The organism is Oerskovia rustica (genome assembly GCF_014836555.1).
GTDB lineage: Bacteria > Actinomycetota > Actinomycetes > Actinomycetales > Cellulomonadaceae > Oerskovia > Oerskovia rustica.
Window position 1 is genome coordinate 25,912 of sequence record NZ_JACSQQ010000008.1, and the last position, 26,035, is coordinate 51,946.

At 72.0% G+C, this 26,035-nt stretch carries 21 protein-coding genes and 1 riboswitch; of the genes, 2 read left to right on the forward strand and 19 right to left on the reverse strand.

All coding sequences use genetic code 11. From position 1 onward, the window contains the following. Positions 1-56: 56 nt before the first annotated feature. From H9652_RS06290 to gdhA, 10 genes are all read right to left on the reverse strand, one after another. Positions 57-4,763, reverse strand: a complete 4,707-nt coding sequence (locus tag H9652_RS06290; protein WP_191795491.1) for an ExeM/NucH family extracellular endonuclease — start codon at positions 4,761-4,763, stop codon at positions 57-59. A gap of 423 nt (positions 4,764-5,186) precedes the next feature. Beyond that, a complete protein-coding gene (locus tag H9652_RS06295; RefSeq protein WP_191795492.1) occupies positions 5,187-5,564 on the reverse strand; it encodes a sterol carrier family protein in 378 nt (125 codons plus the stop codon). A gap of 96 nt (positions 5,565-5,660) precedes the next feature. Then, positions 5,661-7,190 (reverse strand): RNB domain-containing ribonuclease, encoded by a 1,530-nt coding sequence (locus tag H9652_RS06300; protein WP_318244008.1) that lies wholly within the window; start codon positions 7,188-7,190, stop codon positions 5,661-5,663. 161 nt (positions 7,191-7,351) lie between these two features. Beyond that, a complete protein-coding gene (locus H9652_RS06305; protein WP_191795493.1) occupies positions 7,352-8,239 on the reverse strand; it encodes an ABC transporter ATP-binding protein in 888 nt (295 codons plus the stop codon). Next, positions 8,239-9,156, reverse strand: a complete 918-nt coding sequence (locus H9652_RS06310) for an ABC transporter ATP-binding protein (RefSeq protein ID WP_138826297.1) — start codon at positions 9,154-9,156, stop codon at positions 8,239-8,241. The genes H9652_RS06305 and H9652_RS06310 overlap by 1 nt, the downstream gene beginning before the upstream one ends. Then, complete coding sequence (locus H9652_RS06315; RefSeq protein WP_138826299.1) at positions 9,153-10,289, reverse strand: ABC transporter permease; 1,137 nt, start codon at positions 10,287-10,289, stop codon at positions 9,153-9,155. Before H9652_RS06315 ends, H9652_RS06310 begins: the two co-directional genes overlap by 4 nt. Beyond that, a complete protein-coding gene (locus H9652_RS06320) occupies positions 10,282-11,280 on the reverse strand; it encodes an ABC transporter permease (RefSeq protein ID WP_138826301.1) in 999 nt (332 codons plus the stop codon). The genes H9652_RS06315 and H9652_RS06320 overlap by 8 nt, the downstream gene beginning before the upstream one ends. A gap of 46 nt (positions 11,281-11,326) precedes the next feature. Further along, positions 11,327-13,012 carry an ABC transporter substrate-binding protein gene (locus H9652_RS06325; RefSeq protein WP_225227834.1) on the reverse strand — a complete coding sequence of 562 codons (1,686 nt, stop codon included), beginning with the start codon at positions 13,010-13,012 and terminating at the stop codon, positions 11,327-11,329. Positions 13,013-13,298: 286 nt separating this feature from the next. Continuing rightward, on the reverse strand, positions 13,299-14,057 hold the full coding sequence (locus H9652_RS06330; protein WP_191795494.1) for a copper homeostasis protein CutC: 759 nt from the start codon (positions 14,055-14,057) through the stop codon (positions 13,299-13,301). Positions 14,058-14,317: 260 nt separating this feature from the next. Then, entirely contained in the window at positions 14,318-15,655 is a 1,338-nt protein-coding gene (gdhA, locus tag H9652_RS06335) for an NADP-specific glutamate dehydrogenase (RefSeq protein WP_191795495.1), read from the reverse strand. A 228-nt stretch (positions 15,656-15,883) separates the two neighbouring features. Continuing rightward, positions 15,884-15,993, forward strand: a riboswitch (SAM riboswitch). Positions 15,994-16,013: 20 nt separating this feature from the next. Here gdhA and H9652_RS06340 point away from each other — a divergent pair. Continuing rightward, entirely contained in the window at positions 16,014-16,643 is a 630-nt protein-coding gene (locus H9652_RS06340; RefSeq protein ID WP_191795496.1) for an NADPH-dependent FMN reductase, read from the forward strand. After that, a complete protein-coding gene (locus H9652_RS06345) occupies positions 16,640-17,206 on the forward strand; it encodes a flavin reductase family protein (RefSeq protein ID WP_191795497.1) in 567 nt (188 codons plus the stop codon). Before H9652_RS06340 ends, H9652_RS06345 begins: the two co-directional genes overlap by 4 nt. 65 nt (positions 17,207-17,271) lie before the next feature. Here the strand turns inward: H9652_RS06345 and H9652_RS06350 are convergent, their stop codons facing one another. From H9652_RS06350 to H9652_RS06390, 9 genes are all read right to left on the reverse strand, one after another. Next, complete coding sequence (locus tag H9652_RS06350; protein ID WP_225227835.1) at positions 17,272-17,688, reverse strand: hypothetical protein; 417 nt, start codon at positions 17,686-17,688, stop codon at positions 17,272-17,274. Between the two features lie 136 nt (positions 17,689-17,824). Continuing rightward, complete coding sequence (locus tag H9652_RS06355) at positions 17,825-18,922, reverse strand: LLM class flavin-dependent oxidoreductase (protein ID WP_191795498.1); 1,098 nt, start codon at positions 18,920-18,922, stop codon at positions 17,825-17,827. A 130-nt stretch (positions 18,923-19,052) separates the two neighbouring features. Continuing rightward, positions 19,053-20,168: an LLM class flavin-dependent oxidoreductase gene (locus H9652_RS06360; RefSeq protein WP_191795499.1), complete on the reverse strand. Its 1,116-nt coding sequence runs from the start codon at positions 20,166-20,168 to the stop codon at positions 19,053-19,055. A 121-nt stretch (positions 20,169-20,289) separates the two neighbouring features. Beyond that, complete coding sequence (locus H9652_RS06365; RefSeq protein ID WP_191795500.1) at positions 20,290-20,928, reverse strand: GNAT family N-acetyltransferase; 639 nt, start codon at positions 20,926-20,928, stop codon at positions 20,290-20,292. Next, positions 20,925-21,314, reverse strand: coding sequence for a rhodanese-like domain-containing protein (locus H9652_RS06370; RefSeq protein ID WP_191795501.1), 390 nt, complete (start codon positions 21,312-21,314; stop codon positions 20,925-20,927). The genes H9652_RS06365 and H9652_RS06370 overlap by 4 nt, the downstream gene beginning before the upstream one ends. Positions 21,315-21,368: 54 nt before the next feature. Then, entirely contained in the window at positions 21,369-22,658 is a 1,290-nt protein-coding gene (locus H9652_RS06375) for an LLM class flavin-dependent oxidoreductase (protein ID WP_191795502.1), read from the reverse strand. A gap of 53 nt (positions 22,659-22,711) precedes the next feature. Then, a complete protein-coding gene (locus tag H9652_RS06380; RefSeq protein WP_191795503.1) occupies positions 22,712-23,596 on the reverse strand; it encodes an NADPH-dependent oxidoreductase in 885 nt (294 codons plus the stop codon). A 60-nt stretch (positions 23,597-23,656) separates the two neighbouring features. Next, complete coding sequence (locus tag H9652_RS06385) at positions 23,657-24,850, reverse strand: FAD-dependent oxidoreductase (RefSeq protein WP_191795504.1); 1,194 nt, start codon at positions 24,848-24,850, stop codon at positions 23,657-23,659. A gap of 123 nt (positions 24,851-24,973) precedes the next feature. Continuing rightward, on the reverse strand, positions 24,974-26,035 hold the full coding sequence (locus H9652_RS06390) for an ABC transporter substrate-binding protein (protein WP_191795505.1): 1,062 nt from the start codon (positions 26,033-26,035) through the stop codon (positions 24,974-24,976).

Below are 26,035 nucleotides of genomic sequence, written 5' to 3' on the forward strand. Positions count from 1 at the left end.
GGCCTGCTCCCCCCGAGAGGGAAGCAGGCCCGACGGATCCTCAGGCGATCAGTGCGTCAGCCGCACGTGACCGCCGGGTAGGCCACGTCGTAGGTCTCGTAGAAGCCCTGACCGTCCTGCCACTTGTACGCCGCGACGCGCACCGTGCCGGCCGGCACGGACGTGGCACGGGTGTTGAACGACTGCGCCGCGATCTTGCCCGGCGCCAGCTTGGTGAACTTCTTCTCGCCGTACGCCGTCGTGTAGCGCACGTCGATCGGGAGCGTCTCACCGTTCGTCCCCTTGACCGACAGGTGCACGCGGCCCCCGACGCACTGGGCCTTGGCGCTCAGGTCGTCCATGACGACGTCGGGCAGGTCCGCACCCTCGACCGTGAGCGCCAGGCGCGTGACCGTCCCGCTCGGGGCCGCCACGACGTACACGCCGTACTCGCCCCCCGCGGTCTCCGCCGGGACCGGCACCTCGAGGCTCGCGGCCCCGTTCGTGACCGTGCCCGTGGCCACGACCGTCCCCGGGTTCGCCGGGTCGAACGCCGTGCCCGCAGGCACGAGGTACGCCGAGACGCCCGTGTTGAGCGGGCTGCCGAGCGACGTGAGGTTGAGGCGCGAGACCTGAGCCGTCACGGACTCGCCCGCGGTGACCGTCCCCAGACCGTCCGCGACCACGCTGCGACGAGCGAAGTCGGGGCTGAGGTTCGGGTGGGTCTGCAGGTACGAGATCCACGCGTCGCGGTCGATCAGACCCGAGTCACGCGCGTCCGTGCCCTGCGCGAAGACCCGGAAGTTGTCACCACCCGTGGCGAGGAACGAGAACGTCGCGACCCGGTACGTCTTGGCCGGGTCGAGCGGCTCGCCGTTGACGAGGACCGAGGTGACGTTGTCGCCGGGGGTGGCGTTCACGTCGGTCGTCTTGACGGTGTACCTGACGTTGTCCGACAGGCCCAGGGCCAGGAACGGACGCGACGGGCGCGTGCCGTCCGGGTTGGTCTGCCACTGCTGCTCGAGCATCGTCTCGACCTGGGCACCCGTGAGGGACACCGTCCACAGGTTGTTGACGAACGGCAGCACCGCGTTGGCCTCGGCGTACGTGATCACGCCGTCGTCGCCGTAGAACAGCTCGTTGCGCAGACCGCCCGCGTTGACGACGCCGAAGTCGGCGCCGCCTCGGGCCGGGTCGGCCAGCGTGTCGAGCAGCGAGGTCGCCACGAGGTTGCCCAGGGTCGACTCCGAGGCACGGTCGTCACGACCCGTGGAGGGCAGCGGACCCGATCCCTTGTACGTGCCGTCGACGTACGAGCCGCCCAGGAAGGCGGTCGTGATGTCCGCCGTGACCGAGCCGACGGGCTGAGCGCCGATGACCTCGGCCTGCGCGAGCGCCGCGTCGACGATCGTCTTGACCTCGGCCACGCGCGGGTACGCCGCGACGAGCTCCGGGGCAGGCGTCGTGGTGCGCTTGACGTTCGCGACCGAGTAGTCCGTGACCAGGTCCGTCGCGGTGTCGAACGTCAGGCTCACGTGCCCGATGTTCTCGCCGTAGCTGCCGGTCTGCAGGACCGGGCGGGTCCGGTCGGTCCCGGGGATCGGGGCCTCCCACGCGTACTGCTTGTGGGTGTGACCCGTGAAGATCGCCGAGACGCGAGCGTCCGTGTCGTTGACGATCTGCTCGAACGCGCCCTGGTGAGCGAGCTCCTGCTCGAGCGTCGAGCCGTCGGGCGTGCCCGCGCTCGCACCCTCGTGGTAGAGCGCGACCAGGAGGTCGGCCTCGCCGTTCGCCGGGTCGCCGTCACGCAGCTGCGCGGCGACGCGGTTCACGGCCTCGACGGGGTCCCCGAACGAGAGGTCCGCGATCCCGGACGGGGTCACGAGCGTCGGGGTCTCCTCGGTGACGGCGCCGATGACGCCGACCTTGACGCCGTCGACGTCGATCACCGCGTACTCCGGCAGGACCGGGTTCGTGGTGTCCTTGGCGTAGACGTTGGCGCCCAGGTAGGACCAGTCGGCCGCGTCGGTCACGCGACCGGTCAGGTCGGCGAAGCCCTTGTCGAACTCGTGGTTGCCCACCGCGGAGGCGGACAGGTCCAGGGCGTTGAGCACGTCGATCGTCGGCTGGTCGTCCTGCAGCGCCGACGCGAAGAGCGACGCGCCGATGTTGTCGCCGACCGAGAGGAACGCGGTGCCCGCCGGGTTGGCGGCGCGCAGCTGCTCGACGGTCCCCGCGAACGCGACCGTGTTCGCGTCGATCCGACCGTGGAAGTCGTTGATCGCGAGCAGGTCGAGCTCCTTGACCCCGCCCGGCTCCTCGCCGCCCAGCTCGAGGCCGACGACGATCGGGTCGTGGTCGGACGAGCGGAAGGCCGTGGTGTCGTACAGGTTCGAGACGTTGTAGTTGAAGCGGCTGTACTCGTTCGCGATGGGCTCGACCGAGTTGATGTTCCAGATGTCGGTGTCAGTGACCGCGGTCGCGGCACCGGGCGAGGCGAGCACGTGGTCGAGCGAGCCGACGAGGCCGTCGAACAGGTACGTCTCCTTGCCCGTGGTGGGACCGAGGTCGACGTAGCCCGCGTCCGTGAGGACCTTGATCGGGTCCTCCTGGGCGTAGGCGTTGAAGTCGCCTGCGAGCAGCACCTTGTCGGTGCCCGCAGCCGACGAGACCTGGTCGGCGAACGTCACGAGCGCCGTGGCCTGCTTGACGCGCGAGGCGTTCGAGGCACCCTGCCCGTCTCCCTGGTCGGCGTCGGCCCCCGAGCCGGAGCCCTTGGACTTGAAGTGGTTCGCGATGACGACGAAGTCCGTCGAGGCCTCTCCCCCGGCGAGCCGGAAGGTCTGGGCGAGCGGCTCACGCGCGTTGTCGAAGGCCGCGACGTCGTGGATGACCGAGGCCCCCACGGGCTCGACGGCCGCCGGACGGTAGATGAAGGCCGTGCGGATGACGTCCTCCGAGGCGGGCAGCGTGGCCGGGGAGGGCACGAAGGCCCAGGTCCCCGCGCCGGCCGCGGCGTTGAGGCGGTCCGTGAGCGTCGAGAGCGCGGCGTCACGGTTCTTGCCGAACGCCTTGGAGTTCTCGATCTCCTCGAGCGAGACGACGTCGGCGTCCAGGGCGTTGATCGCCGCGACGATCTTGGTCTCCTGACGCTGCAGGTTCGCCGCGTTCGCCGCGCCACGGGCGTCGCAGCCCGTACGCACCGTGATCGGGTTGCCCTCGCGGTCCGTGTAGAACTGGCACCCGCTGAGCTGGTCGCCCGTCGTCGTGAAGTAGTTCAGGACGTTGAACGTCGCGACCGTCGCGTCGCCGCCCACGGCCTCCGGGGCGTCCGTGCGCGTGTTCGCGAACGTCGCGGGCTGGACCGCGGCCGCGTTGGCCGGGGTCAGCTCCGTGACGGGCTGGAAGTTCCAGCCGTCGAAGCGGTAGTCCAGGACCACGGGCGACGTGAAGGTCGCGAGCGCGCCGACGCGCACCGGTGCACCGCCGGTCAGGTAGGGCAGCGGCTTGGCCTTGTTCGCCGCGTTGTTGAAGTTGGTCGTCGCTCCGTCGTCGAGGTTGACGCGGCGGGCGTTGGCGTCGGCGACCGCTGCTGCGGCCTCCGCGCTGCCCGGACGACCGACCGACGTGGGCTGCCGCAGCGGCTCGGTGCCGCTCGCCAGCACGACCGAACCGTAGTAGTTCGTGTCGTAGTTGTCGGCGACGACGTAGTCACCGGCGGGCTGGACGAGCATGCCCTCGAGCTTCTCGCGGTCCACGGCCGTCGCGGGGTACGCGACGTTCGCGGGCTTGACGACCTCGGCCGGGTCCGTGAGGACCTTCCAGCCGGTCGCCGAGGGCGTGACCTGCGTCAGCCCGAAGTACTCCGAGACGACCCCCGTGACCTCGACGTGCTGGCCGACCTGCAGCGCCGTCGCCGCGGCCTTCGAGTACACGAACAGCCCGTCCGACGCGGTGTGCGTCGCGAGGTCGAGGTCGCCGCCCGAACCGGCGGTCTGGATGTAGAGGCCGTCGAAGCCGCCTGAGGGGTAGGTCGCGGTCACGACGCCGCGCGTCGTGACGGTCTGGCCCACGAAGGGGCTCGCGTCGCCCGTTCCCTGGATCTCGGCGATGGTCCTGGCCGTGCCGGGCTCGGGGTCCGGGCCGGGGCCGGAGCCGCCACCGCTGTTCTGCGGGGTCACCGTGCTGCTGACCGCGAAGTCCGCGGAGTTGTCGTCCGTGTCCGCGCCGGCCGCGCGGTTGAGCGAGCCGGGCACGGTGTTGGCCGTTCCCGCGGGAGCCGCCGCGGTCTCGAACGTGTTGGACGTGCCGTAGCCCAGGAGGTCCACGACCTGCGGGTTGGCCACGACCGAGCCCGGCGTGATCGTGATCGCCGAGGCAGACCTGACCAGCGCGAGCGTCCCGTTCTGCCCCTGCGGCGCGATGGTCCCCGTCGCGTCGGGCGTCGGCAGCGCGGCGCCGTTGGCGCCGTTCGACGCCCCCTGCACCAGGTAGTAGCCGCCCGCCTTGATCTTCCCCGTGAGCGGGACGACGCCGTTCGAGGCGCCCGTGCCCGTCGCGGACCGGTACTGGACCGACCAGCCCGTGAGGTCGATGTCCGCAGCCGTGGGGTTGTAGAGCTCGACGAACTTGTTGAGGTAGGGCGCGTTGGCGCTCCCGCCGTTGAGGTACGCCTCGTTGATGACGACGGACGAGCCGTCGACCGCAGCAGACGCCGACCCCGCGGCGACCGTGCTGAGCGCCGCCGTGGCGACGAGCGACGCCGACAGGGTGGCCGCGACCACACCTCTCCTGCGTCGGGACTGATGGTGACTACCGATCACGCTGACTCCTTCGTGTCGTGGCCGGGTTCCCGGCGCGCCCGCCTCGGCGCGGGTGGCGCGGGTGCAGGCTCTGGAATCCAACAGCAGGCTGATGAACACGTGGTGTCCGGCCGGTCTCCACCGGTCGAACGACCACGTCCCCCAGGCGTACGGCACCCTCCGGCCGGGGTGCGCGACGTCGTCGTGCGCGGTCCGGCCGACGGGCACCGTCGCCCGTTCGCCTCGCACGCTATCTCACGATGCAGACACCGTGAACCTCGAAGGGCCCATCCTGCCGTTGGCCGGCGCGGCCGCGGTGCGCGCCGAAGGTGACGGGGCCGCCCACCGAGGGTGACGGGTTCGCCCACCGAGGGTGACGCGCCAGCGCGTCCTGGCGCGCGGGCCCTACCGGTCGCGGCGGCGCGCGGCCTGCAACGGCAGCAGCGACGAGATGTCCGAGCGCTCCCCCGAGGCGCTGATGCGCCCGTCCGCGACGGCCTCCGGCCACTCGACCGCACCGGTGACCAGACCGAGCCACGTCTCGGGGTCGGTCTCGACGACGTTGGGCGGGGTCCCGCGCGTGTGCCGCGGGCCCTCGACCGCCTGGACCGCGCCGTACGGGGGCACCCTGACCTCGACCGCGTGGCCGGGTGCGACCTCGGCCAGCTCCTCGAGCGTGAAGCGGACGGCGGTCGTGACCTCGGGGCGTCCGGCGGCTCCGTCCTGCCAGGCGGCGAGAGCGGTGCGGCCGACGGCCGGGTCGGTGCGGCGACGAGGAGGCATGGGTCCATCCTCCCGTGCTCGTCGCCGAGTGCGTGCCTTCGCTGCGACTCACCGGGCGTTTCGCTGCGGAATCACGCACTCGGCGGAGCGGGCCCCTCAGGCGAGCTCGAAGTCGACCCGGCGGCGCTCGACCGACGCCTCGCGCAGCCGGACCCTGACCGGGTCGCCCAGCGGCAGGCCGACGCCCTCGACGCTCGCGCGGACCGCAGGCTCGACGATCACGACCTGGCCGCGGACCACGTCGCGCGCGTCCGGCGTCGGCGCAGCGGCCGACGCTCCCTTGGCCGCCCGCCGGCGTCGCTCCTCGTCGTTCTCGACGTCGACGACCACGGCGTCGAACACGTCACCGACCCGCCCCGTGAGCAACGCCGCCTCGACGATGTCGACGCTCGCCCGCTCGTACGAACCAGCGCGCTGACCGGTTCGCGCCATGGTGCGCGGCAGCCCCGGCAGGGCGTCGCGCACCCAGACCGGCACGTCCTCGTCGGCGCACAGCGCGAGGCAGATCTCGGTCCCGTAGCGGTCGACCAGGCGGCGCAGCGGTGCGGTCACGTGCGCGTACTCGGCCGCGATCGCGGCGTGCGCGACGTCGTCGGGTACCTCGGCAGGCTGTCCCGTGCCGCCGAACGGCGCGTACGACGCCCCACGGAACAGCGACGTCGCCTCGTTGAGGAAGGCCGCGTGCCGCGAGCTCGCCGAGTCGAGGGTCGCGAGCAGCTCGCCATAGGTCAGGTCGCGGGGCCAGTCGATGCCGAGCGCCCCGGCCGTACGGCGCAGGCGCTCCAGGTCCCGCGGGTCTGCGGCAGGGAGCGTCCGGAAGATCCCCACCCCGCCCGACCGCATGATCCGGGCTGCCGCGATGCCCGTCAGCAGGGACACCTGCGCGTTCCAGCCCTCGACCGGGAGGGTCGAGCGGAACTCGAGCCCGAACGACCCGTCCTCGTGCGCCACCACGTCCTGCTCGGGCACGTTGAGGGACACCCCGCCGCGCTCACGCTCGCGTGCCTCGCGCAGCAGGCCGATCTCGCGCAGCAGGTCGAGCATCTGCCCCGCGTCTCCGGCGTCGAGCCGCGTCTGGACCTCCTCGTAGCTCAGTCGCGCCGTGCTGCGCACGAGCGCCCGCTCGACCCGGGCGTCGGTGATCTCGCCACGCTCGTCGAGCGTCACGTGCCAGACGGCGGCGGCCCGGTCCGCGTCCGGCAGGAGGCTCGCAGCGGCCTCGGACAGCACCGCAGGGTGCAGCGGCGTGCGCTCGTCGGGGCCGTAGAGCGTCATCCCCCGTTCGTTCACCTCCGCGTCGAGCGCTCCGCCCGGGGTCACGAAGGCCGCGAGATCGGCGATCGCGTACCGGACGAGGTAGCCGCCGGGGAGGCGCTCGAGGTGGACCGCCTGGTCGAGGTCCATGGAGCCTGGCGGGTCGATCGTCACGAACGGGACGTCGCGCAGGTCCTCGCGCCCGGTCGAGACATCGAGCTGCGCTGCCGCCGAGGCCTCCTCGACGACGTCCGACGGGAACTCGGCGGGGATCTCCATCTCCGCGCGCAGGGCGGCGAGCGCGGTCAGGACGGGATCGACCGTCGGCAGGGTGGGGGCGACGGGCGCGACGCGCAGGTTCCGGGAGGGCACGTCCCGACTCTAGGGGGTGTCTGGCGCCGTCGGGCGGCGCGGCGGCTCCTCGCCGCCGTCTCCCGCCCTCGGCACACGACTGACGGCCCCAGGCCGTGGCCCGGAGCCGTCACTCGTGCGTCGGTCGCCTGCTCGCGCCGACACCGCCCGGCGGGGCCGTCCTAGAGGCCGGCCGTACCGAAGCGGTCACGCACCGCGGTGGCCTCCCCCGAGGCGGTCGCCGTGGATGCGAGCTCGTTGCGCACCTCGTCTCGCAGCTTGCCCTGGTTCTTCGGGTCGGGCGCCGCGGACAGAAGGAGCTTGGTGTACTCGTGCTGCGGGTTGAGGATCACGTCGTCGGACGGACCCCGCTCCACGATGTTGCCACGGAACATCACGATGATCTCGTCGGAGAAGTGACGTGCCGTCGCGAGGTCGTGCGTGATGTACAGGACCCCGAGGTTCTCCTCACGCTGGAGACGCGCGAGCAGGTTGAGGACACCGAGGCGGATCGAGACGTCGAGCATCGAGACCGGCTCGTCCGCGATGAGGAACCGGGCTCCCGGAGCGAGCGCACGGGCGATCGCGACGCGCTGCCGCTGACCGCCCGACATCTCGTGCGGGCGCTTCTCCGCGAAGACCTTGGCCGGGGTCAGGTTGACGCGAGTCAGCAGCTCCTCGACCGCCGCGTCGACGTCCTTCTGGGTCCGGGCGACCTTGTGGATGCGCAGGGGCCGCTCGAGGTGGTGCCGGATCGAGTGGAACGGGTTGAGCGACGCGAACGGGTCCTGGAAGACCATCTGGACGTCGTGACGGTACTTCGCGAGCGACGCCCCCCGCTGCGCGCTCGGCGTCCCGTCGAGCAGGATCTCACCGGAGGACGGCGTCTCGAGCTTGGCGATCATGCGCGCGACGGTCGACTTGCCCGAGCCCGACTCCCCGACGATCGCGATCGTCTTGCCCGGCTCGAGCGTGAACGAGACGTCGTTGACCGCGCGCAGGCTCGTCTTCTTGAAGCCGTTGCGGATCACGAAGTCCTTGGTGAGGTTGCGTACCTCCAGGGCGCCCATCAGGCCACCTCTCCCGTGTTGTCCTCGGTGTCCCCACCGGCGCGGACGAAGGCGCCTCGTTCGCCTGTGAGGCTGGGGAACGAGGCGAGCAGCTTGCGCGTGTACTCGTGGGCAGGGGCGGCGTAGATCGCCTCCGCCGAGTTGAGCTCGACGATCTCGCCCTGGAGCATGACCGCGATCCGGTCGCTGATCTCCAACAGCATCGGCAGGTCGTGCGTGATGAAGATGACGGCGAACCCGAGCTGCTCACGCAGCCGCATGATCTCCCGCAAGATGCCCCGCTGCACAACCACGTCGAGAGCCGTGGTGGGCTCGTCCATGATCATGACCTGAGGGTTGAGCGCCAGGGCCATCGCGATCATGACGCGCTGGCGCATACCGCCCGAGAGCTCGTGCGCGTAGCTGTCGAGGCGCTTGGGATCCACCCCGACGAGCTCGAGGAGCTCACGACTGCGCTGGGTCTTCTCCTTGCGCGACATCCCTGGACGGTGCGTGTCGAAGACGTCGAAGAGCTGCGCCTTGATGCTGATGACCGGGTTGAGGGCGTTCATGGCCCCCTGGAAGACCATCGACACCTTGTCCCAACGGAAGGCCCTGAGCGCGTTCCCGGACAGTGCCGCCACGTCGATGTCGTGGCCGTCCTTGTCGTGCAGGACGATCTCCCCGCTGGTGCGGAGCGCCGGCGGCTTGAGGAGCTGGTTGAGCCCGTACGCAAGGGTCGTCTTGCCGCAGCCCGACTCACCGGCCAGACCGAGGATCTCTCCGCGATGGAGGGTGAGGGACACGTCCTTCACCGCCTGGACCACGGGGGTGACCTGGTACTCGATCGAGATGTTGCTCGCGGTGAGCACCGGGATCGCCCCGGGCCCCGCTCCAGCGTCACCGGCTGGCCTGGCGGAAACGGTCGACGTGCTCATGCCTTGACCTTCTCGTCGTCTCGGGGCGCCACCGGCGCCGAGGCGACAGCCGACGGGCCGGAGGGGCGCTGCGTGGCGCGGCTCTTGCGGGCCTTGCGCACACTCTTGACCGCGGCCGGGGCCTGGCGCAGCTTGGGGTTGATGATCTCGTCGATACTGAAGTTGATGAGCGCGAGCCCACAGCCGAACAGAGCGATCATGAGGCCCGGAGGAACGAACCACCACCACATCTGCTGGGCCAGGGCGCCGTTCGCGCTCGCCTGGTTGAGGATCGTGCCCCACGTGATGGAGCCGGAGGGCCCGAGGCCCAGGTAGGACAGGCCCGCCTCGCCGAGAATCGCGAGGAGCACTGCGCCGAGGAAGTTGGCGGCCAGCAACGGGAGCAGGTTCGGCAGGATCTCCACGAGGATGATCCGGTGGGTCTTCTCGCCTGCCACCTTCGCGGCGTAGACGTAGTCGCGGCTGCGGAGCGACTTGGCTTGCAGCCGGAGAACGATCGCGGCCCCGGCCCAGGCCGTGAAGCCGAGGATGAGCGCGACGATCCACAGCGACCTGGTCGAGAGATAGGCCGAGATGACGATGACGAGCGGCAGCCCGGGGATGACGAGCATGACGTTGGTGATGAACTTGAGGATCTCGTCGGTCCAGCCGCCGACGTAGCCCGCGATGATGCCGAAGCACAGCGAGAGCACGAGGGCGAGAGTGCCGGCCACGAGGCCGACCATGAGCGAGCCGGCGCCACCGTTCGCGAGCTGCGCGAAGATGTCGACGCCAAGGTGGTTGGTCCCGAGCCAGTGCTCGGAGCTCGGCGGCAGGTACTGCTGGTTCTCGGTCGACGTCGGGCTCTGCGTGAAGAACGGCCCGATGATCGAGAAGACGATGATCGCGATCACCAGCGCGAGCCCGACGATGAGCTTCCCGGACCGGCGGGGCAGCATGGCCCGTAGTCCGCGCTTCGGGGCTGGTCCGTCCGTGGAAGCGACGGCGAACGCGTCGGGCGAGGTGATCGGGACGTCGGGCTCGATGCCTGGCGTGTGGTTCTCGGGCGGGAGGCCGTCGACCACCACGGACGCCGCGGGCGCGGCGTCCGCCGCCGGGGTCACGGCCTGTGCCTCTCGGATGTCGTCAGCCATTGTTCCGCGTCCTCGGGTCGATGAAGCCGTAGATCAGTTCCATGAGGAAGTTCGCCGCGAGCACCGAGACGGTGATCACGAGGAACGTCCCCTGCATCAGCGCGAAGTCGTTGGACTGCACCGACGTCAAGAGGAGCTTGCCGAGGCCCGGGTAGGAGAAGACCTGCTCCATGACCACCGACCCCGCGACCACGAAGCCGAGGGTGACACCGAATCCGGCGATGGACGGAAGCACCGCGTTGCGCGTGGCGTAGGTCGTCGCGACCCGCATGGGGCGCAGCCCCTTGGCTTCCGCCGTGGTCACGTAGTCCTCGGAGAGGGTCGAGACCATCATGTTGCGCATCCCGAGCAGCCAGCCTCCCACCGCCGAGATGATGATCGTGAGCGCGGGCAGCGTGCCGTGATAGACGACGCTGCCGACGAACTCCCAGGACCACTCGGGACCGTTGTCGAAGCTGAAGATGTCGTAGGCGCCGATGATCGGGAACCACCCGAGCGACACCGAGAAGACCGAGACCAGGATGAGCGCGAGCCAGAAGTACGGCAGGGCCTGCAGGAGGGTCGACGCCGGGATGACGTGGTCGACCCACGTGCCGCGCTTCCAGCCGACCCAGGCGCCGCCGACGATGCCGAGGATGAACGAGATGATCGTCGCGAGTCCCACGAGACCCAGGGTCCACGGGAGGGCCGCGCCGATCAGCTCGACGACCGGCTTGGGGTAGTACGTGATCGAGATGCCCAGGTCGCCCTGGAGGATCTTGCCCCAGTAGGAGAGGTACTGGTCCCACAGGGTGGCGTCGTCGTCACCGCCGAAGAGGAGGTCGATGCTGTTCTGCATCGCTGGAGTCAGCTCGCCGCCCTTGCGGACGAACTTGTCGATGAAGATCTGCTTGGGATCCCCAGGCATGAGCTTGGGGAGCAGGAAGTTCAGGGAGACTGCCGCCCAGAGAGTGATCACGTAGAACGTGATTCGGCGGACGTAGAACCTCATGATGCATATCCCTTGCTGCTCGACACTCCTCTTCGGCGGTACGACATCAGTTCTTCGGCTCGAGCTTCGAGAGCACGACGCCGAGCGAGACCGTGCTCCACGACGGCGGGAACGCGTACAGGTCCTCGTCCGTCGGCCAGCCCGTGAAGTCCTTCGTGTCGACGAAGGTCTGGGTGGCGTTCACGACGACCGGGATGTACGGGAGGTCACGCGTGATCTCCTTCTGGATGACCGCGTACTGCTCCTTCTTGAGGTCCTCGTCGTTCGTCGCGGCTGCCGCCGAGACGGCCGCGTCGACGACAGGGTTCGAGTAGCGGACGTAGTTGAAGCGACCCGACTCGAGCACCTCACCCACGGGGCCCGTGTACTCGGTCGACATCCACTGACGGTAGATCGAGAACGGGTCGTCGAGAGACGGACCGGTGATGCCACCGACCATGAGCTCGTAGGTGCCGGCGACGCGCGCGTCCGACATCTCCTGCTGCGTGACCTTGTTGTGCGTGACCTTGATGCCGGCCTTCGCGGCCTGCTCAGCGACGAGGTCGCCGACGGAGTTGTAGTCGGTCCAGCCGTCGACCGTGACGAGGGTCATCTCGACCTTCTTGCCGGCCTTCTCATAGATGCCGTCGGCGCCCTTGGTGTAGCCGGCACCCTCGAGGATCGCGGCGGCAGCGGCCGGGTCGGCGCTCTGCGGGCTCTCCTTCTCGACGTCAGGGGAGATCCAGCGGTCGTCGCGGCCGAGCAGCGCGAAGGTCGGGGAGACCACGGCGGCCTGGCCCGCGAAGGCCTTCTCGTTGATCTCGCCACGGTCGATCGCGAGGTTGAGCGCCTGGCGCACCGCGGCGTCCGTCTGGGCGCCCGTGCAACCGAGCGAGACGGTCGAGCAGGTGTAGAGCGTGGTCGGGTCCTGCGGGGTGTTGAGCATCGTCAGGCGGCCGTCACCAGTGATGCGCTCGGGGTCAGGGACGAACATGCCGGCCCAGTCGACCTTGCCCGTGGTGAGCAGGTCCTCGGCGCTCTGGTTGGCGTCGATCCCGAGGTAGCGGACCTTCTTGACCTTGGGCGCGCCTGCCCAGTAGTCCTCGTTCGCGACGACCGTGTAGGCCGCGTCGGTCACGGCGTCGACCTTGTAGGGGCCGGTACCGACCGCTTCGGTGTTGAGGTCGGAGACGATGTCGCCCATCTTGGAGAAGATGTGCTCGGGGACGACCAGGGCGGTGCCGAGGAGCTGGACCTCGGACGTGAACTGGGGCGAGTTGAACGTCCACTTCACGGTCGTGGCGTCGACGGCCTCGACCGAGGTGATGAAGTCGCGCTTGGTCGCCTCGTTCGTCTGCGAGTAGACGACGTCGTCGACCGTGAAGTCCTCGCCGTCCGTCCACTTGACGCCCTCGCGGATCTTCACCGTGAGGGAGAGACCGTCCTCGGACCACTCGAAGGACTCGCCGAGGCGAGGCTCCGGGGCGCCAGCCTGCGCCTTGTTGTAGTAGAAGAGCGGCTCGTAGATCGCGCCGTTCGCCGCGTGCAGCGGGTTCGGGGAGTAGGGGTTGAAGTTCGCGACCACGGGGGTCTGCGTGCCGGCCCACACGTTCAGGACACGACCCGCGTCGCCGCCGCCCTCCTCGGACTTCTCGCCACCGGAGCTGGAGCAGCCGGCCGCGAACATCGTCACACCGGTCACCAGGGCAACCGTCGTGAGCAGGCGCTTGCGCGCCACGCTTCGAATCATCATTGGTCCTCTCGAGTCGTCAACGCGTCGTCACGCTGATCGGCCGCTCGCCACCGTGCGAGCTCGTGGCAGGAACACTAACGAATCCCGGACGGGCTTCCGACCAATACAACAGGAAAGTTACCTAAATGAAATCTCGCCGACTCCGGAGAGCCCAGAAACCGCTAGATCCTGCGGGTTCGGGCCGGCATCCACGAGCAGCAATCGATGCGCAGTGCACAACGAACGCCCCACGGAGGGCGCGCTCCTGAGCGCGCGGCCTCCGTGGGAACGCTCCGACACCTGCCTCCTAGAGGCTCGCGAGAGCCTCGTCGACCGCGTCCCGCGCCGCGCGCGCGACGTCCAGGTCCGTGACGTCGTAGCCGGACCCGCCCCCGCCACCGGGGCCGCCGTCGTCGGACAGCGTGCGCTTGGCCGAGAGGTGGACCGCGTCCACCCCGGCCGCCACGAGCGCCCCCACGTCCTGCGGGCGCACTCCCCCGCCCGCCTGGAGCTGGACGCGCCCCGCGGAGTGACGCGCCATCTCCCGCAGCCGGTCGACCCCGTCGATGCTGCTCGGGGCGCCGCCCGAGGTGAGGACACGCGTGACACCCAGGTCCGCGAGGAGGTCGAGCGCCGACGTGACGTCCTCGACCACGTCGATCGCCCGGTGGAACGTCACGTCGCGCCCGCTCGCGGCCGCGACGAGAGCACGCACCGCGTCCGCGTCGACCAGCCCGTCGGCCGTGAGGGCACCGATCACGACCCCGGAAGCCCCTGCCGCCACCGCCGCGCGGACGTCACGCACCTGCACGTCGAGCTCTGCCGCGCTGAACACGAACCCGCCCGGGCGCGGCCGGACCAGAGGGTGCACCTCGACGGGCACCCCGTCCCCCGCTACCTCGGCCGCAGCGGCGACCGCGGCCTCGACGAGCCCGACGCTCGGCGTCAGCCCACCCGTCGCCCCGAGCGCCGCGCACAGCTCGACGCGGCGCGCCCCGACCTGTGCGGCGATCCGCACGCCGTCGGTGTCCTGGACTGCGATCTCGAGGGCGACCTCGCGTGCCATGTGGGGATGCTCCTTGGGTCGGGGTCGGCACGCCGCAGCGCACCCGTGTCAGCGGTCAGCGTAGACCCGACGCCGTCACGCGCGCCCCGTGCGCCCGTGCCCCGTGCGCCCGAGAAGCGCCGAGAAGCCCCGACCTCCCCGAATGACGACGGGAGCGGCGCCCTCCGCGCACCGCGAGGCGCACGGGGCGCACCGCTCCCGTCGGTCGGCCGGGCCGCCCAGGGACCCAGGGACCCAGGGACCCAGGGACCCATGGTCCGTCAGATGACGCCCAGCGAGATCATCGCGTCGGCGACCTTGGTGAAGCCCGCGATGTTCGCGCCCAGGACGTAGTTGCCCGGTGCGCCGTACTCGTCGGCGGTCTCCTCGCAGCGCGAGTGGATGCCCTCCATGATGTGCGCGAGGCGCTCCTCGGTGTACTCGAACGTCCATGCGTCCCGTGAGGCGTTCTGCTGCATCTCGAGGGCCGAGGTCGCGACGCCGCCCGCGTTCGCCGCCTTGCCGGGGGCGAAGAGCACGCCGGCGTCCTGCAGGAGCGAGACCGCGCCCGGGGTCGTGGGCATGTTGGCGCCCTCCGCGACCGCGACGACGCCGTTCGCGACGAGCTGCTTCGCGTCCTGCTCGCTCAGCTCGTTCTGGGTGGCGCACGGCAGCGCGACCGTCGCGGGGACGTCCCAGATGCTGCCGCCCGTCACGAGGCGTGCCCCGGGGCGACGCTCGACGTAGTCGGCCACGCGCCCGCGCTCGACCTCCTTGATCTGGCGGAGCAGGTCGACGTCCACGCCGGCCTCGTCGACCACGTAGCCCGACGAGTCGGAGAAGGACACGACGTTCGCGCCGAGCTGCTGAGCCTTCTGGATCGCGTAGGTCGCGACGTTCCCCGAGCCGGAGACGACGACGCGCTGGCCGTCGAAGGTCTGGCCCTTGGTGCGCAGCATGTGGTCGGCGAAGAACACCGTGCCGAAGCCCGTGGCCTCGGTACGCACGAGGGATCCGCCCCAGCTGATGCCCTTGCCCGTGAGGACGCCGGACTCGTAGCGGTTCGTGATGCGCTTGTACTGACCGAACAGGTAGCCGATCTCGCGGCCGCCCACGCCGATGTCGCCCGCGGGGACGTCCGTGTACTCGCCGATGTGGCGGTAGAGCTCGGTCATGAACGACTGGCAGAAGCGCATGACCTCGCCGTCGGACTTGCCGCGCGGGTCGAAGTCCGAGCCGCCCTTGCCGCCGCCGATGGGCATGCCGGTGAGCGAGTTCTTGAAGATCTGCTCGAACCCGAGGAACTTGACGATCCCGAGGTACACCGAGGGGTGGAAGCGGAGGCCGCCCTTGAACGGGCCGAGGGCCGAGTTGAACTCGACGCGGAAGCCGCGGTTGATCTGGACGTGGTTCTGGTCGTCGACCCATGGCACGCGGAAGATGATCTGGCGCTCGGGCTCGCAGATGCGCTCGAGCACGGCGGCGTCGACGTACTGGGGGTTCTTCTGGAGCACCGGCCCGAGCGAGTCGAAGACCTCGCGAACCGCCTGGTGGAACTCGACCTCACCAGGGTTGCGGGCGAGGACCTCGTCGAAGACGGACTGCAGACGACTATCCATGGAGTGCTCCTCGGCAGGGCGGGCTTTGAACCGCACCAGGTTACGTACTCGTAAACATCGCCGTACTCCCGTCCCACTCTGGGAGACGCCAGGCTCATGACCTGGGACGCCGCCCTTGCTCGGGGCAACAGTTCGAGGTCCCACCTCCGGAAACCTCCGTCCACCCTCTGAGAATTCTCGACCTGATCGGTGCAGATTCGCCCCTCCAGGGCTATACCCCTACCCAGAGGTCACGAGCACCAGCGCGAAGCCCCGGCTCGCTGGTCAGCAACCCCTTCACGACGGGGTGCTCCGGGAGATGACCTGGCCGCGCCGGCACGACGCGGCAAGCGTGCAGCACGACGACAGTGAGGAAGCGATGACCCAGCACCCCGCAGCACCCCGCCCGACGCAGACCGACGACCCACGACCGGCCGTGGTGACCCTGGTCGGCAACCCGCGGCCCGGTTCACGGACCTTGACCGCCGCCCGGACGGTCGCGGCCCGCGTCGCCGACCACCTGGGCCTCGCCCCGGCCGACCCGACCCCGGCCACGATCGACCTCGCCGAGATCGCCACCGAGATCCTCGCCCCCGAGCACCCGCGCGCCGACACCGCGCGGGACATCGCCGCGAGCGCCGCGGTCCTGGTCGTCGCGACGCCCGTCTACAAGGGCTCGTACACCGGGCTGCTCAAGGCGTTCCTCGACCTCTACGGCCCCGACGGCCTGGCCGGGGTCGTGGCCGTCCCGGTCGTGGTGTCGGGCAACCCCGCGCACGCTCTCGCGGGCGAGGTGCACCTGCGCCCGCTCCTCGTCGAGCTCGGCGCGACGGTCCCCGCGCGCACGCTCACCCTCCTGGACTCCCGGCTGGGCGAGGCCGATCTCACGAGCACCGTCGACGCCTGGCTCGACCACGCGGGAGGGCCCTTGCTGCGGGCGGCGAGCGCCGCCGTCGGGCAGGAGACCACCCACCGGACCGCCCCCGAGCTCGCCGAGGTGACCCGATGACCGCCGAACCCACGACCCGCTCCGACGTCGCCGGACTCGCCGGGCTCGAGGCCCTGCTCCACGAGCAGGACGAGCCGCAGCTCAGCGCCGACGCCTACAAGGCCGTGTTCCGGCAGCACCCCGCGGGTGTCGCGGTCGTCGCGCTCGAGCACGAGGGCCGCCCCGTGGGCTTCACGGCGACGTCGGTCATCTCGGTCTCGGCCGCGCCGCCGCTGCTCGCGTTCTCGCTCGCGTCGACGTCGTCGTCGTGGCCCGCGATCTCGGCGGCCCGCACTGTCACGGTCAACTTCCTCAGCGCCGACCAGGACGACGTGTCGGCGCGCTTCGCGACGAGCGGGATCGACCGCTTCGCGGCCGGCGGCTGGTCTCCCCTCGAGTCCGGGGAACCCGTGATCGACGGCGCGCTGTCGTGGGTGCGCGGCCGCATCATCCAGCGCACGCCCGTGGGCGACAGCTACCTGGTCTCGCTGCGCGCGCTCGCGTCGGGGACCCGGGCGGACGCGACACCGCTGGTCTACCACGACCGGTCGTACCACCGGATCGGGGACCACTCGGCTCTCTGAGCCGCACGGACCGGGGCCCGACGGTGGAGCGCGCCGCCGTCGGGCCCCTCACCCGTGCTGCCGGGTCACCAGCTCCACCCGCGCGCGCTGAGCTCGAGCTCCTCGCGCAGCCGCTCGTCCTCGTCGCTGCGCAGGCCCGCACGCAGCGGGGCGGCCTCGACGTCGAGCCCGCTGAGCCGGCACGCCTCGCGCAGCAGCGCGTCGTACGCACCCTGCGCCGCGAGGTAGTGGTGGGCGCGGGCGTAGACGTCCGGGTCGGCCTCGACCGCGCGCAGCTCGTCGGCGAGCCGCCCGAGGCGGATCTGGAGCGCGAGCGCCACGAGAGGATCGGGTGCCCGACGACGCCGCTCCCGCAGGGTGGTCCGGTGCGGTCCGAGCGGTGGCAGGGCATCCGCGGAGGGCCGGTCGACGCGCACCATGAACCAGGCGATGGCGGCGACCAGGGCCGCGCCCACCGCGCCGGAGATCACGAGGAGCCACATCGTCGGAGCCTTCTTCCGTGCCCGTGCCCGGCGCACGCGAGGGCCTGCCGGACACTTCCAGCCTAGGCCGAGCGGGAACGCTCCGCCAGGGTGCCGGCCCTGCCCGGCCGGCCCCTCGCAGGCTCGCCCGTCGGGCCTACCGCGCCGTGAACCCCTTGGCCCGGCGGGCGTCGGCGGGCCCCCAGAGGTCGGTCTTGACCTCGGCCCTGACCAGCGGCACGACCTCCTCCGCGAACCGGCGCAGCACGTCGTCCTGCCGGGCGGGCTCCAGGAGGTGGTTGATCGAGACCGACTGGAGGTCGTGCCCGTAGCTCTGGTGGTAGTCGAGGATCTTCTCGGCCACGCGCTCGGGAGAACCCACGAGGGCGGGGCCGCGCTCGACGGCCTCCTCGATGGTCCGGAAGCTCGTGACCTTGCCGACCGCGGACGGGTCGTGCTTGCGCAGGTCCGCGCGCGCGACCGCGCCCTCGTAGATGGGCCGGAACTCCTCGATCGCCTGCTCGGTGGTGTCGGCGAGGAAGAGCCCGCCGGACCCCGACCCGACGAACCCGTACGCCGGGTCGTGCCCTGCGGCCGCGTACTGCTCGCGGTAGTGGTCGATCAGCACCTGGTAGCTCTCGCGGGGCTGGAGCGCGTTGGCGCTCACGATCGGGTCGCCCCACCTCGCGGCGAGCTCGACCGCGAACCGCGAGGTCGCGGACCCGTGCCAGATCCGGAACGCGCCGTCGTACGGGCGGGGCAGGGTCGTGGCGCCTCGCAGGTCCGGGCGGTGGCGGCCCTCCCAGTCGACCTCCTCGCCGCTCAGGAGCAGACGGAGCAGCTCGTAGTTCTCCTCGAGGTACTCGTACTGCTTCGCGAGGTCGAGGCCCAGCAGCGGGTACTGGAGGGCCTCGTTGCCCTTGCCGATGACCATCTCGAACCGGCCCCGGCTGAGCTGGTCGATCGTCGCGTAGTCCTCGGCGACGCGGATCGGGTCGAGCAGGGACAGCACCGTCACGCCCGTGCTCAGCAGGATGCGCGACGTCCGGGCGGCGATCGCCCCGAGGATCACCGTCGGCGCCGAGGACAGCACGTCCCCCGCGTGCCGCTCCCCGACCGCGAACGCGTCGAGGCCGAGCTCCTCCGCCAGGACCGCTGTCTCGACGACCCGCTCGAGCCGGTCGGCCGCGGGGACCGCCTCGCCCGTGACGGGATGGGGCGGGTTGAAGACGATGTCGAGGACCTGAAAACGCACGGTGAGGGCTCCTTCTGGGGTGGGGGACGGTGCCGAGGCAGAGGGTTGGCGTCGAGGTAGAGGGCTCCGGACCTCTACCTCGACCAGAGCCCTCTACCTCGCGGAGGGGGTGGAGAGTGGGGAGCGGGGTTCAGGCCGCCTGGGTCTGCGCGGCCTCGGCGTCGCGCTTGGCGACCTCCTCGCGCACGATCGGGATGACGTAGCGGCCGAAGTCGGTCGCGTCGTCGAGCAGGTCGTAGCCACGAGCCGAGATGATGCGGACGCCCAGGTCGTAGTACGCGAGCAGGGCCTGCGCGACGGTCTCGGGCGTCCCGACGAGCGCGTTCGAGTTGCCCGCTCCCCCGGTGGCCCTCGCCGTCGCGGTCCACAGGGCCGTGTCGTACCGGTCGCCCTGCGCCGCGATCTCCAGGAGGCGCTGCGAGCCCGCGTTCTCGGGCTTGTCGATCGGGTGGCGACGGCTCAGCACGCCCCCGGCCGCGGCCTTGCGCTCCTCGATCCGGTCGAGCACGCGGTGGGCCTTCTCCCAGGCGAGCTCCTCGGTGGCTCCGATGATCGGGCGGAACGCGGCGTGGATGCGCGGCGGCGTCTGCCGACCGGCGGCAGCGGCCTCGGCATGTACGCGCTGGATCTGCTCGGCCGTGCGGTCCAGCGGCTCGCCCCACACCGCGTAGATGTCGGCCTCGGCCGCACCGACCCGGAACGCCGCGTCGGAGGAGCCGCCGAACGAGATGGTCGGCGTGCGCCCCTCGAAGGGCTTGGCGTCCAGCACGAAGTCGTCGAGGTCGTAGAACGTCCCGTGGTGGTCGAACGGCTCGGCGCTCGACCACGCCCTCTTGACGATCTGGATGTACTCGTGGGTGCGGGCGTAGCGCTCGTCCTTGGTCAGGGTGTCTCCCTCTCGCCCCTGCTCGTGGTCGTTGCCGCCCGTGATGAAGTGGACCGACAGCCGCCCTTCGGAGAGCTGGTCGAGCGTCGCGAAGGACTTGGCTGCGAACGTCGGGTAGGAGACGTTGGGGCGGTGCGCCAGCAGCAGCTCGACCGTGTCGAGGCGGGCCGCGGTCCAGGCCGCGAGCGCCGACGGCTCGGGGCCGCTCGACCCGTAGGCGAACAGGACGCGGGTCCAGCCGTTGTCCTCGTGGGCGCGCACGAGGCGCTCGAGGTACTGCTTGTCGAAGGGGGCGGTCGTGCGGGCGGTGGTCTCGGAGGCGTCGCTCGTGGTGGCGATGCCGAGGAACTCGACGGGCATGGTGTTCTCCGTGGGTGGGGTGGTGGGGTCGTTCGATGGGTGGCCTGATGCCGAGGTAGACCCGTCCGCGCGAGGTAGACCCGCGTGTGTGCGCCCAGGGGTCTACCTCGCGCCGGGGGGTCTACCTCGGCAGCAGGGGTGGCGGGGCCGGCGCCGGGGTGAGGTCGAGGCCGTACGCGTGCAGCCGGCCGCCGCCCTCCCCCTCGATCACGCGGGTCTCGCGCTCGGGCAGGCGCCGGAACCCGAGCGCCTCGTAGAGCCGGTGCGCGCGGGTCATCTGCGGGCCGGAGTTCATGACGACCCGCTGCACCCCCTGGGCGCGGGCCACGTCGAGGACGTGCCGCGTGAGCACGGCCCCGATCCCCCGCCCCCGGGCAGCGGGCGCGACGCCGAGCAGCCGGAAGTCGAGCTCGCCGTCGAGGGCCAGGGGCGAGATGTGCCGGCCGGGCAGCGGCGTCGCGACCGTCCCGAGCAGCGCGCCGGTCTCGTCGTCGACCGCGACCCACACGTCGTGCTCGGCCGCGCGGGTCGCGACGTCGCGCAGCACGGCCCGGTACGAGTCCGAGATCGAGTACTCGTGCCCGTACGCCGCGTCGAGCAGGTCGGCGACGGCTTCGTACTCGGCGGGGGTCACGAGCCGCACGGTCACCCCGGCCCCCTCCCGGGGCGACCCCGCTCCCCGGTGGGTGTGCTCGCCCGGGCGAGCGGCGCCGTCGGGCGGGCTGTCCGCGCGCGGGCGCGACGTGGTGGGGGCGCTCATGCGCGCTGCCGGACGGGCTCGTGCGGGCCCGACGGCGCCGCTCCCGTCCCCGGCTCGGCCGGGAGTCCCGCGTCGCGCCAGGCGGGGAAGCCGCCCTCGACGTGCGTGACGTTCGTGTAGCCGCGTGCCGCGAGGGCCTCGGCGACGGGGCCCGAGCCCCGCTCGGAGCCGCAGACCACGACGACCGGGGTGTCGAGCGACACCGCAGGGGCGGAGGCGGAGCCGAAGATCGCGTCGAGGTCGTCGCGGTCGGTGACCGTGGCGCCGGGGATCGTGCCGGCGGTCGCGCGGCCGCCCTCGCTGCGGACGTCGATCAGGAAGGCCCCGTCGGCGACGCGGGCTCCCGCGTCGCTGGCCGGGGTGAGGAGGGGCTGGGGCTGGGTCATGTCGTCTCCTGGGTGTGGTGGGTGGCGGGTGCCGAGGCAGAGGGGTGGCGTCCTCTACCTCGCGAGGGCGGGTTCGCGGGCGGCCGCGACGCCCGGCCGGGCCGCGTCGGTCGGCAGCAGGCCCCAGTGCCGGGCAAGCAGGTCGAACGAGCGGGCCCGGTCGGCGGGGTCGTGGGCGGCGGTCGTGATGACGATCTCGTCGGCCGCGGTCACGCGCGCCAGGGTCTCGAGGCGTTCGACGACGGTCTCGGGCGACCCGACGAACCGCGTGTCGACCCGGTCCTGGACCGCGGCCCGGTCGGCGTCCGACAGGTCCTCCCACGCCGGCGACGTGCCGGGCGCCGGGTAGGCGATCGCGCCGCCGGCCCCGCGACGGATCGACAGGACCCAGGCCGTGAACGGCTCGCCGATCCGGCGGGCCTCGTCGTCGGTGTCCGCGACGAGGACGTCGGCCGAGACCACGACGTACGGGCGGTCGAGCACGCCCGGGCGGAACGCCGCCCGGTACGCCGCGATCGTGTCGAGCGTCGCGGACGGGCCCACGTGGTAGTTCGCGGCGAGCGGCAGGCCGAGCTCGCCCGCGACACGTGCGCTGACCCCACCGCTCGACGCGAGGACGAACAGGTCGAACGCCGCACCCTCGACGGGAGGGCTCGTCCACCCGGTGCCCGCGCCGTCGGTGAACGTCCCGGCGCGCAGCCCGAGGACCAGCTCGAGCTCAGCACGGAACTCCCCCGGGGTCCGGCTCGCGCCCACGACCTCCTTCTGTGCGAGCAGCCGCTCACGCAGCGCCGAGTCGGAGAGGTCGACGCCCGGCGCGGCGGGGACCAGGAGCCCGTCGACCACGCGCATCCCGGCCGGCCGGGCGGGGGCGGGCGGGACCGGCGGTGCGGCCGGTGCCTCTCCCGTGCCCGACGGCGGAGCCTCGCCACTCGCGCTCTTCCCGCCCTTCGCGGGGGGCGGGGTGAAGGCCCGGCCCAGGCCCAGGTCCACGCGCCCCGGGTGCAGGGCCGCGACGGTCCCGAACTGCTCGGCCGCGATCAGCGGGCTCGTCGTGCTCAGCAGCACGGCCCCCGACCCGACGCGGATGCGCGACGTGCGCTCCGCGACGAGGGCCGCGAGGACCGCGGGGGACGCCGACGCGACGCCGGGCGACAGGTGGTGCTCGGCGAACCAGATGCGACGGTAGCCGAGGGCGTCCGCCCGGACCGCGGTGTCGAGGGTGTCGCGCAGTGCCTGCGCCCCCGTCGACCCCTCGCTCACGACGGCGAGGTCGAGGATCGACAGCGGGACCCGGGTCGGGGGCGAGGACTGAGGGACGGTCGGCTGGTCGGAGGTGGTCATCGGAAGGTCCTCTGCGAGTCGGTGGGGGCGCTGGGTGCGGGACGAGAGACGGGTCAGCGGGACGGCAGGCCGCGGGCCGCGAGCGCCGAGTGCAGGTGCGCGTGCCCGCGCTGGGGGCCGGGGATCGCGAGCCGGTCGACCACGCGGCGCCGCCAGCTCTCCGTGAGGCCCTCGTCGCGGTAGAACGGCGCGATGACGTCCTCGTAGGCGTCGACGTGCTCGGCCTGGGCGTCGAGGTCGTAGGTCTCCTGGTGCAGCACGGCGGCCTGCGGCAGGCGCGGCTTGACCCGCTCGCCTCCCGCGGGGTCCGGGTGCCCGACGACGAGGCCCACCACCGCGACGGTGCCCTCGGGCAGGCCGAGCTCGCCCGCGACCTGCTCGGGGTGGTGGCGCAGCGCGCCGATGTACACGGTCCCGAGCCCCAGCGACTCCGCGGCGACGACGGCGTTCTGCGCGGCGAGCGCCGCGTCGACGAACGCCACGACCGTCGAGTCCAGGTAGTCGGTCCCCTCGAGCGAGGTGCCGTGCGCCGCGCCGATCGCGCGGGCACGCGCCAGGTCCGCGACCCACACGAGCAGGAGCGGTGCCTGCCGGATGTGCTCCTGACCGCCCGCGAGCGCCGCGAGCCGGTCCTTGCGCTCCAGGTCGGTGACCGCGACGACGCTCCAGAACTGCATGTTGGACGACGTCGGGGCGGACTGCGCGGCCGCGACGAGCGTCGGCAGGACCGTCTCGTCGAGCGGGTCGGGCAGGTAGGCGCGTACCGTGCGGTGCCGCAGGATCCCGTCGATCGCCGCGGTGGGCGGAGCGAGGGGGACGGACTGGTCGGGGCCGTAGCGCTCGGTCAGGGGCGAGGCCTCCGCGGGTGCGGCCTCGGAGGGAGCGGGGTCGGCGGGCGTGGTCTCGGCGAGGGCGGCGAGGTCGGTCGTGGTCGACATGGTGGCCTTTCGATGGGTCGGAGCGGATCGAGGTGGTGGGTGTCGCAGGCGGTCTGCCGGTCAGCCCGCCCGGCCGGGGACCTGCGCCACGGGTCCTCGCGCGAAACGGGCCAGGGAGAACAGGCGGTCTGCGGCCTCGGGCGACGCGTCCGGGTCCTCGCGCGCCAGCTCGGCCAGGACGCGCCCGATCGACGGCGCGAACTTGAACCCGTGCCCCGAGAACCCCGCGGCGATCACGACGCGGCCCACGCGGTCGAGCACGAAGTCGTGGTCCGGGGTCGTGGTGTACGTGCACGAGACGGGCACGAACCGGTCGGCGTCGGCGCCCGGCACCCACGTCCGGACGTAGTCCTGGAGCTGGGCGAGCTGCCCCGGCTCGGGACGGAAGGTCCGCCGGTCGGGGTCCGTGCGGGGGCCGACGCCGTGGAACCCGACCTTGATCCCCTCCCCCGGGGTCGCGAGCCCGTAGACGCCGCTGGGCCACGCGTGCGGCTCGGCGGGGGCGTGCGTGAACGCCGGCCAGGTGCCCTCCGCCGGCGCACCCAGGGCGAGCGCGAAGTGGGCGGGCTGCTCCTGGGTGACGACGAGGGACGGGAGGGGCGCGGCGCCGTCGGGCTCGGGGAACGCCTCCCCCAGCAGGCCCGCGCTCCACGCACCCACGGCGACCACGACCGTGCCTGCGACCAGGTCCCCCCGGTCCGTGACGACACGCACCGAGCCCGTACCCGGGTGGACGTGGCGGACGTGCACGCCGTGGCGGACGTCGGCACCGTGCGCGCGGGCCGCGGACTGGAAGGCTGCGACCGCGCGGTCGGCGTGGACGCGCCCGGCCGTCGCGGTCTCGTGCAGGACGTCGCCCTCGAAACGCAGGCCCGGCCAGCGGTCGGCGGCCTCCTCGGGGCGCAGCCACTCGTGCGGGATGCCCCGCGCGGCGAGGGCGTCCCCGATCTCGGTGCGCCGCGGGACACCGTGGCTCACACCTCCCGTCAGCGTGAGGACGGCGTCCGCGCGCAGGCCGGCGTCACGCTCGAGCTCGCGCCACAGGCCGAACGCCTCCTGCGCGAGGTCGAGGTACGCGGGCTGGGAGTACGTCGTGCGGTAGATGCGCGACGCGCCGTGCGAGGCGCCGTTCGCGTGGCCGGGCTCGAAACGTTCGAGCAGGACGACGTCGTGCCCTGCGCGCGCGAGCTGCCACGCCGCGGCAGACCCCATGACGCCGCCGCCGACGACGACGTGCGACACGTGCTCGGTCATGCTGGCTGCCTCTCTCGGGGTGGTCCGGCACTCACGGACGGTGGGCCGGTGCTCACGGAAGGTGGCCGGTGCCGCCGGCCCGCGGGTCCCAGGAGGAGCCCCGCAGGCCGGGCGGCCGTCCGGTCAGGGCTTGGGCAGCCCGGGCGGGTTGGTCTCCGAGGCGGCGATCGCCTCGTCCTCCAGGCCCCAGTGCTCGAGGAGCTTGGCGTAGCTGCCGTCCTCGATCGCGTGGTTGATCGCCGCCGTGACGGCCGGGGCGAGCTCGCTGCCCTTGAGGGTCGCGACCGCGATCTGCGCCGTCGCGGGCCAGCCGCCGTTGAGCGTTCCCACGACCTTGTACTGGTCGGGCGCGGTCGCGGCGCTGTACGCGAGGCTCGCGTTGGGCCCGACGTACACGTCGAGGCGACCCGAGGCGACCGCGAGCAGCGCGTCCTTGTAGTCCTCGTAGTACTCGGGCTCCCCGCCCTCGACGGGGTCGAGGCCTGCGGCGACGTTCTCCTCGTTCCAGGCGAGCAGGATCTTCTCCTGGTTGGTACCCGACCCGACGCCCACCGTGAGGCCCGCGATGTCCTTGGCCTCCTTGATCGCGGGCACCTTGTCGTTCGACGCGCCCGAGAGCCAGCCGAGCTGGTCGTTGCGGTAGGACGAGAAGTCGTACAGCTCCTTGCGCTCCTCCGTCACGGTGACGTTCGAGATCACGGCGTCGACGTCCCCGGACTGCAGCGCGAGCGGCCAGTCGGCCCACGCCTTCACCTCGAGCTCGAGGTCGAGACCCAGGGCGTCCGCGACGAGGACCGCGATGTTGGGCTCGTTGCCGATGGGCGTCTTGTCGTCGTCCGCGAGGAACCCCAGGGGCGGCAGCCCGCCCGCGGTCGTGGAGACCTTGAGGACCCCTGCGGCCTTGACGTCCTCGGGCAGGAGCGCGATCGCCTCGGGCGACTCGGTCGTGTGGATGAACTCCTGGTCGGGGGAGGTGTCGATCACGAGACCGGCGGCCTCCGCGGCCTTCTCGTTGTCCGCCGTGCCGGGCTCGGCGTCGGCGTTCGTCGCGCACGCCGCGAGCAGCGCGAGGAGGGGAAGGGTCGCGACGGCGGCGACCGCGCGGTGGGAGAGACGGGCGGGGCGGCGGCCGGTGCGGGACGCCGCGGAGGAGCGGGCGGGCGCGCCGGATGTGTGCAGGGACAT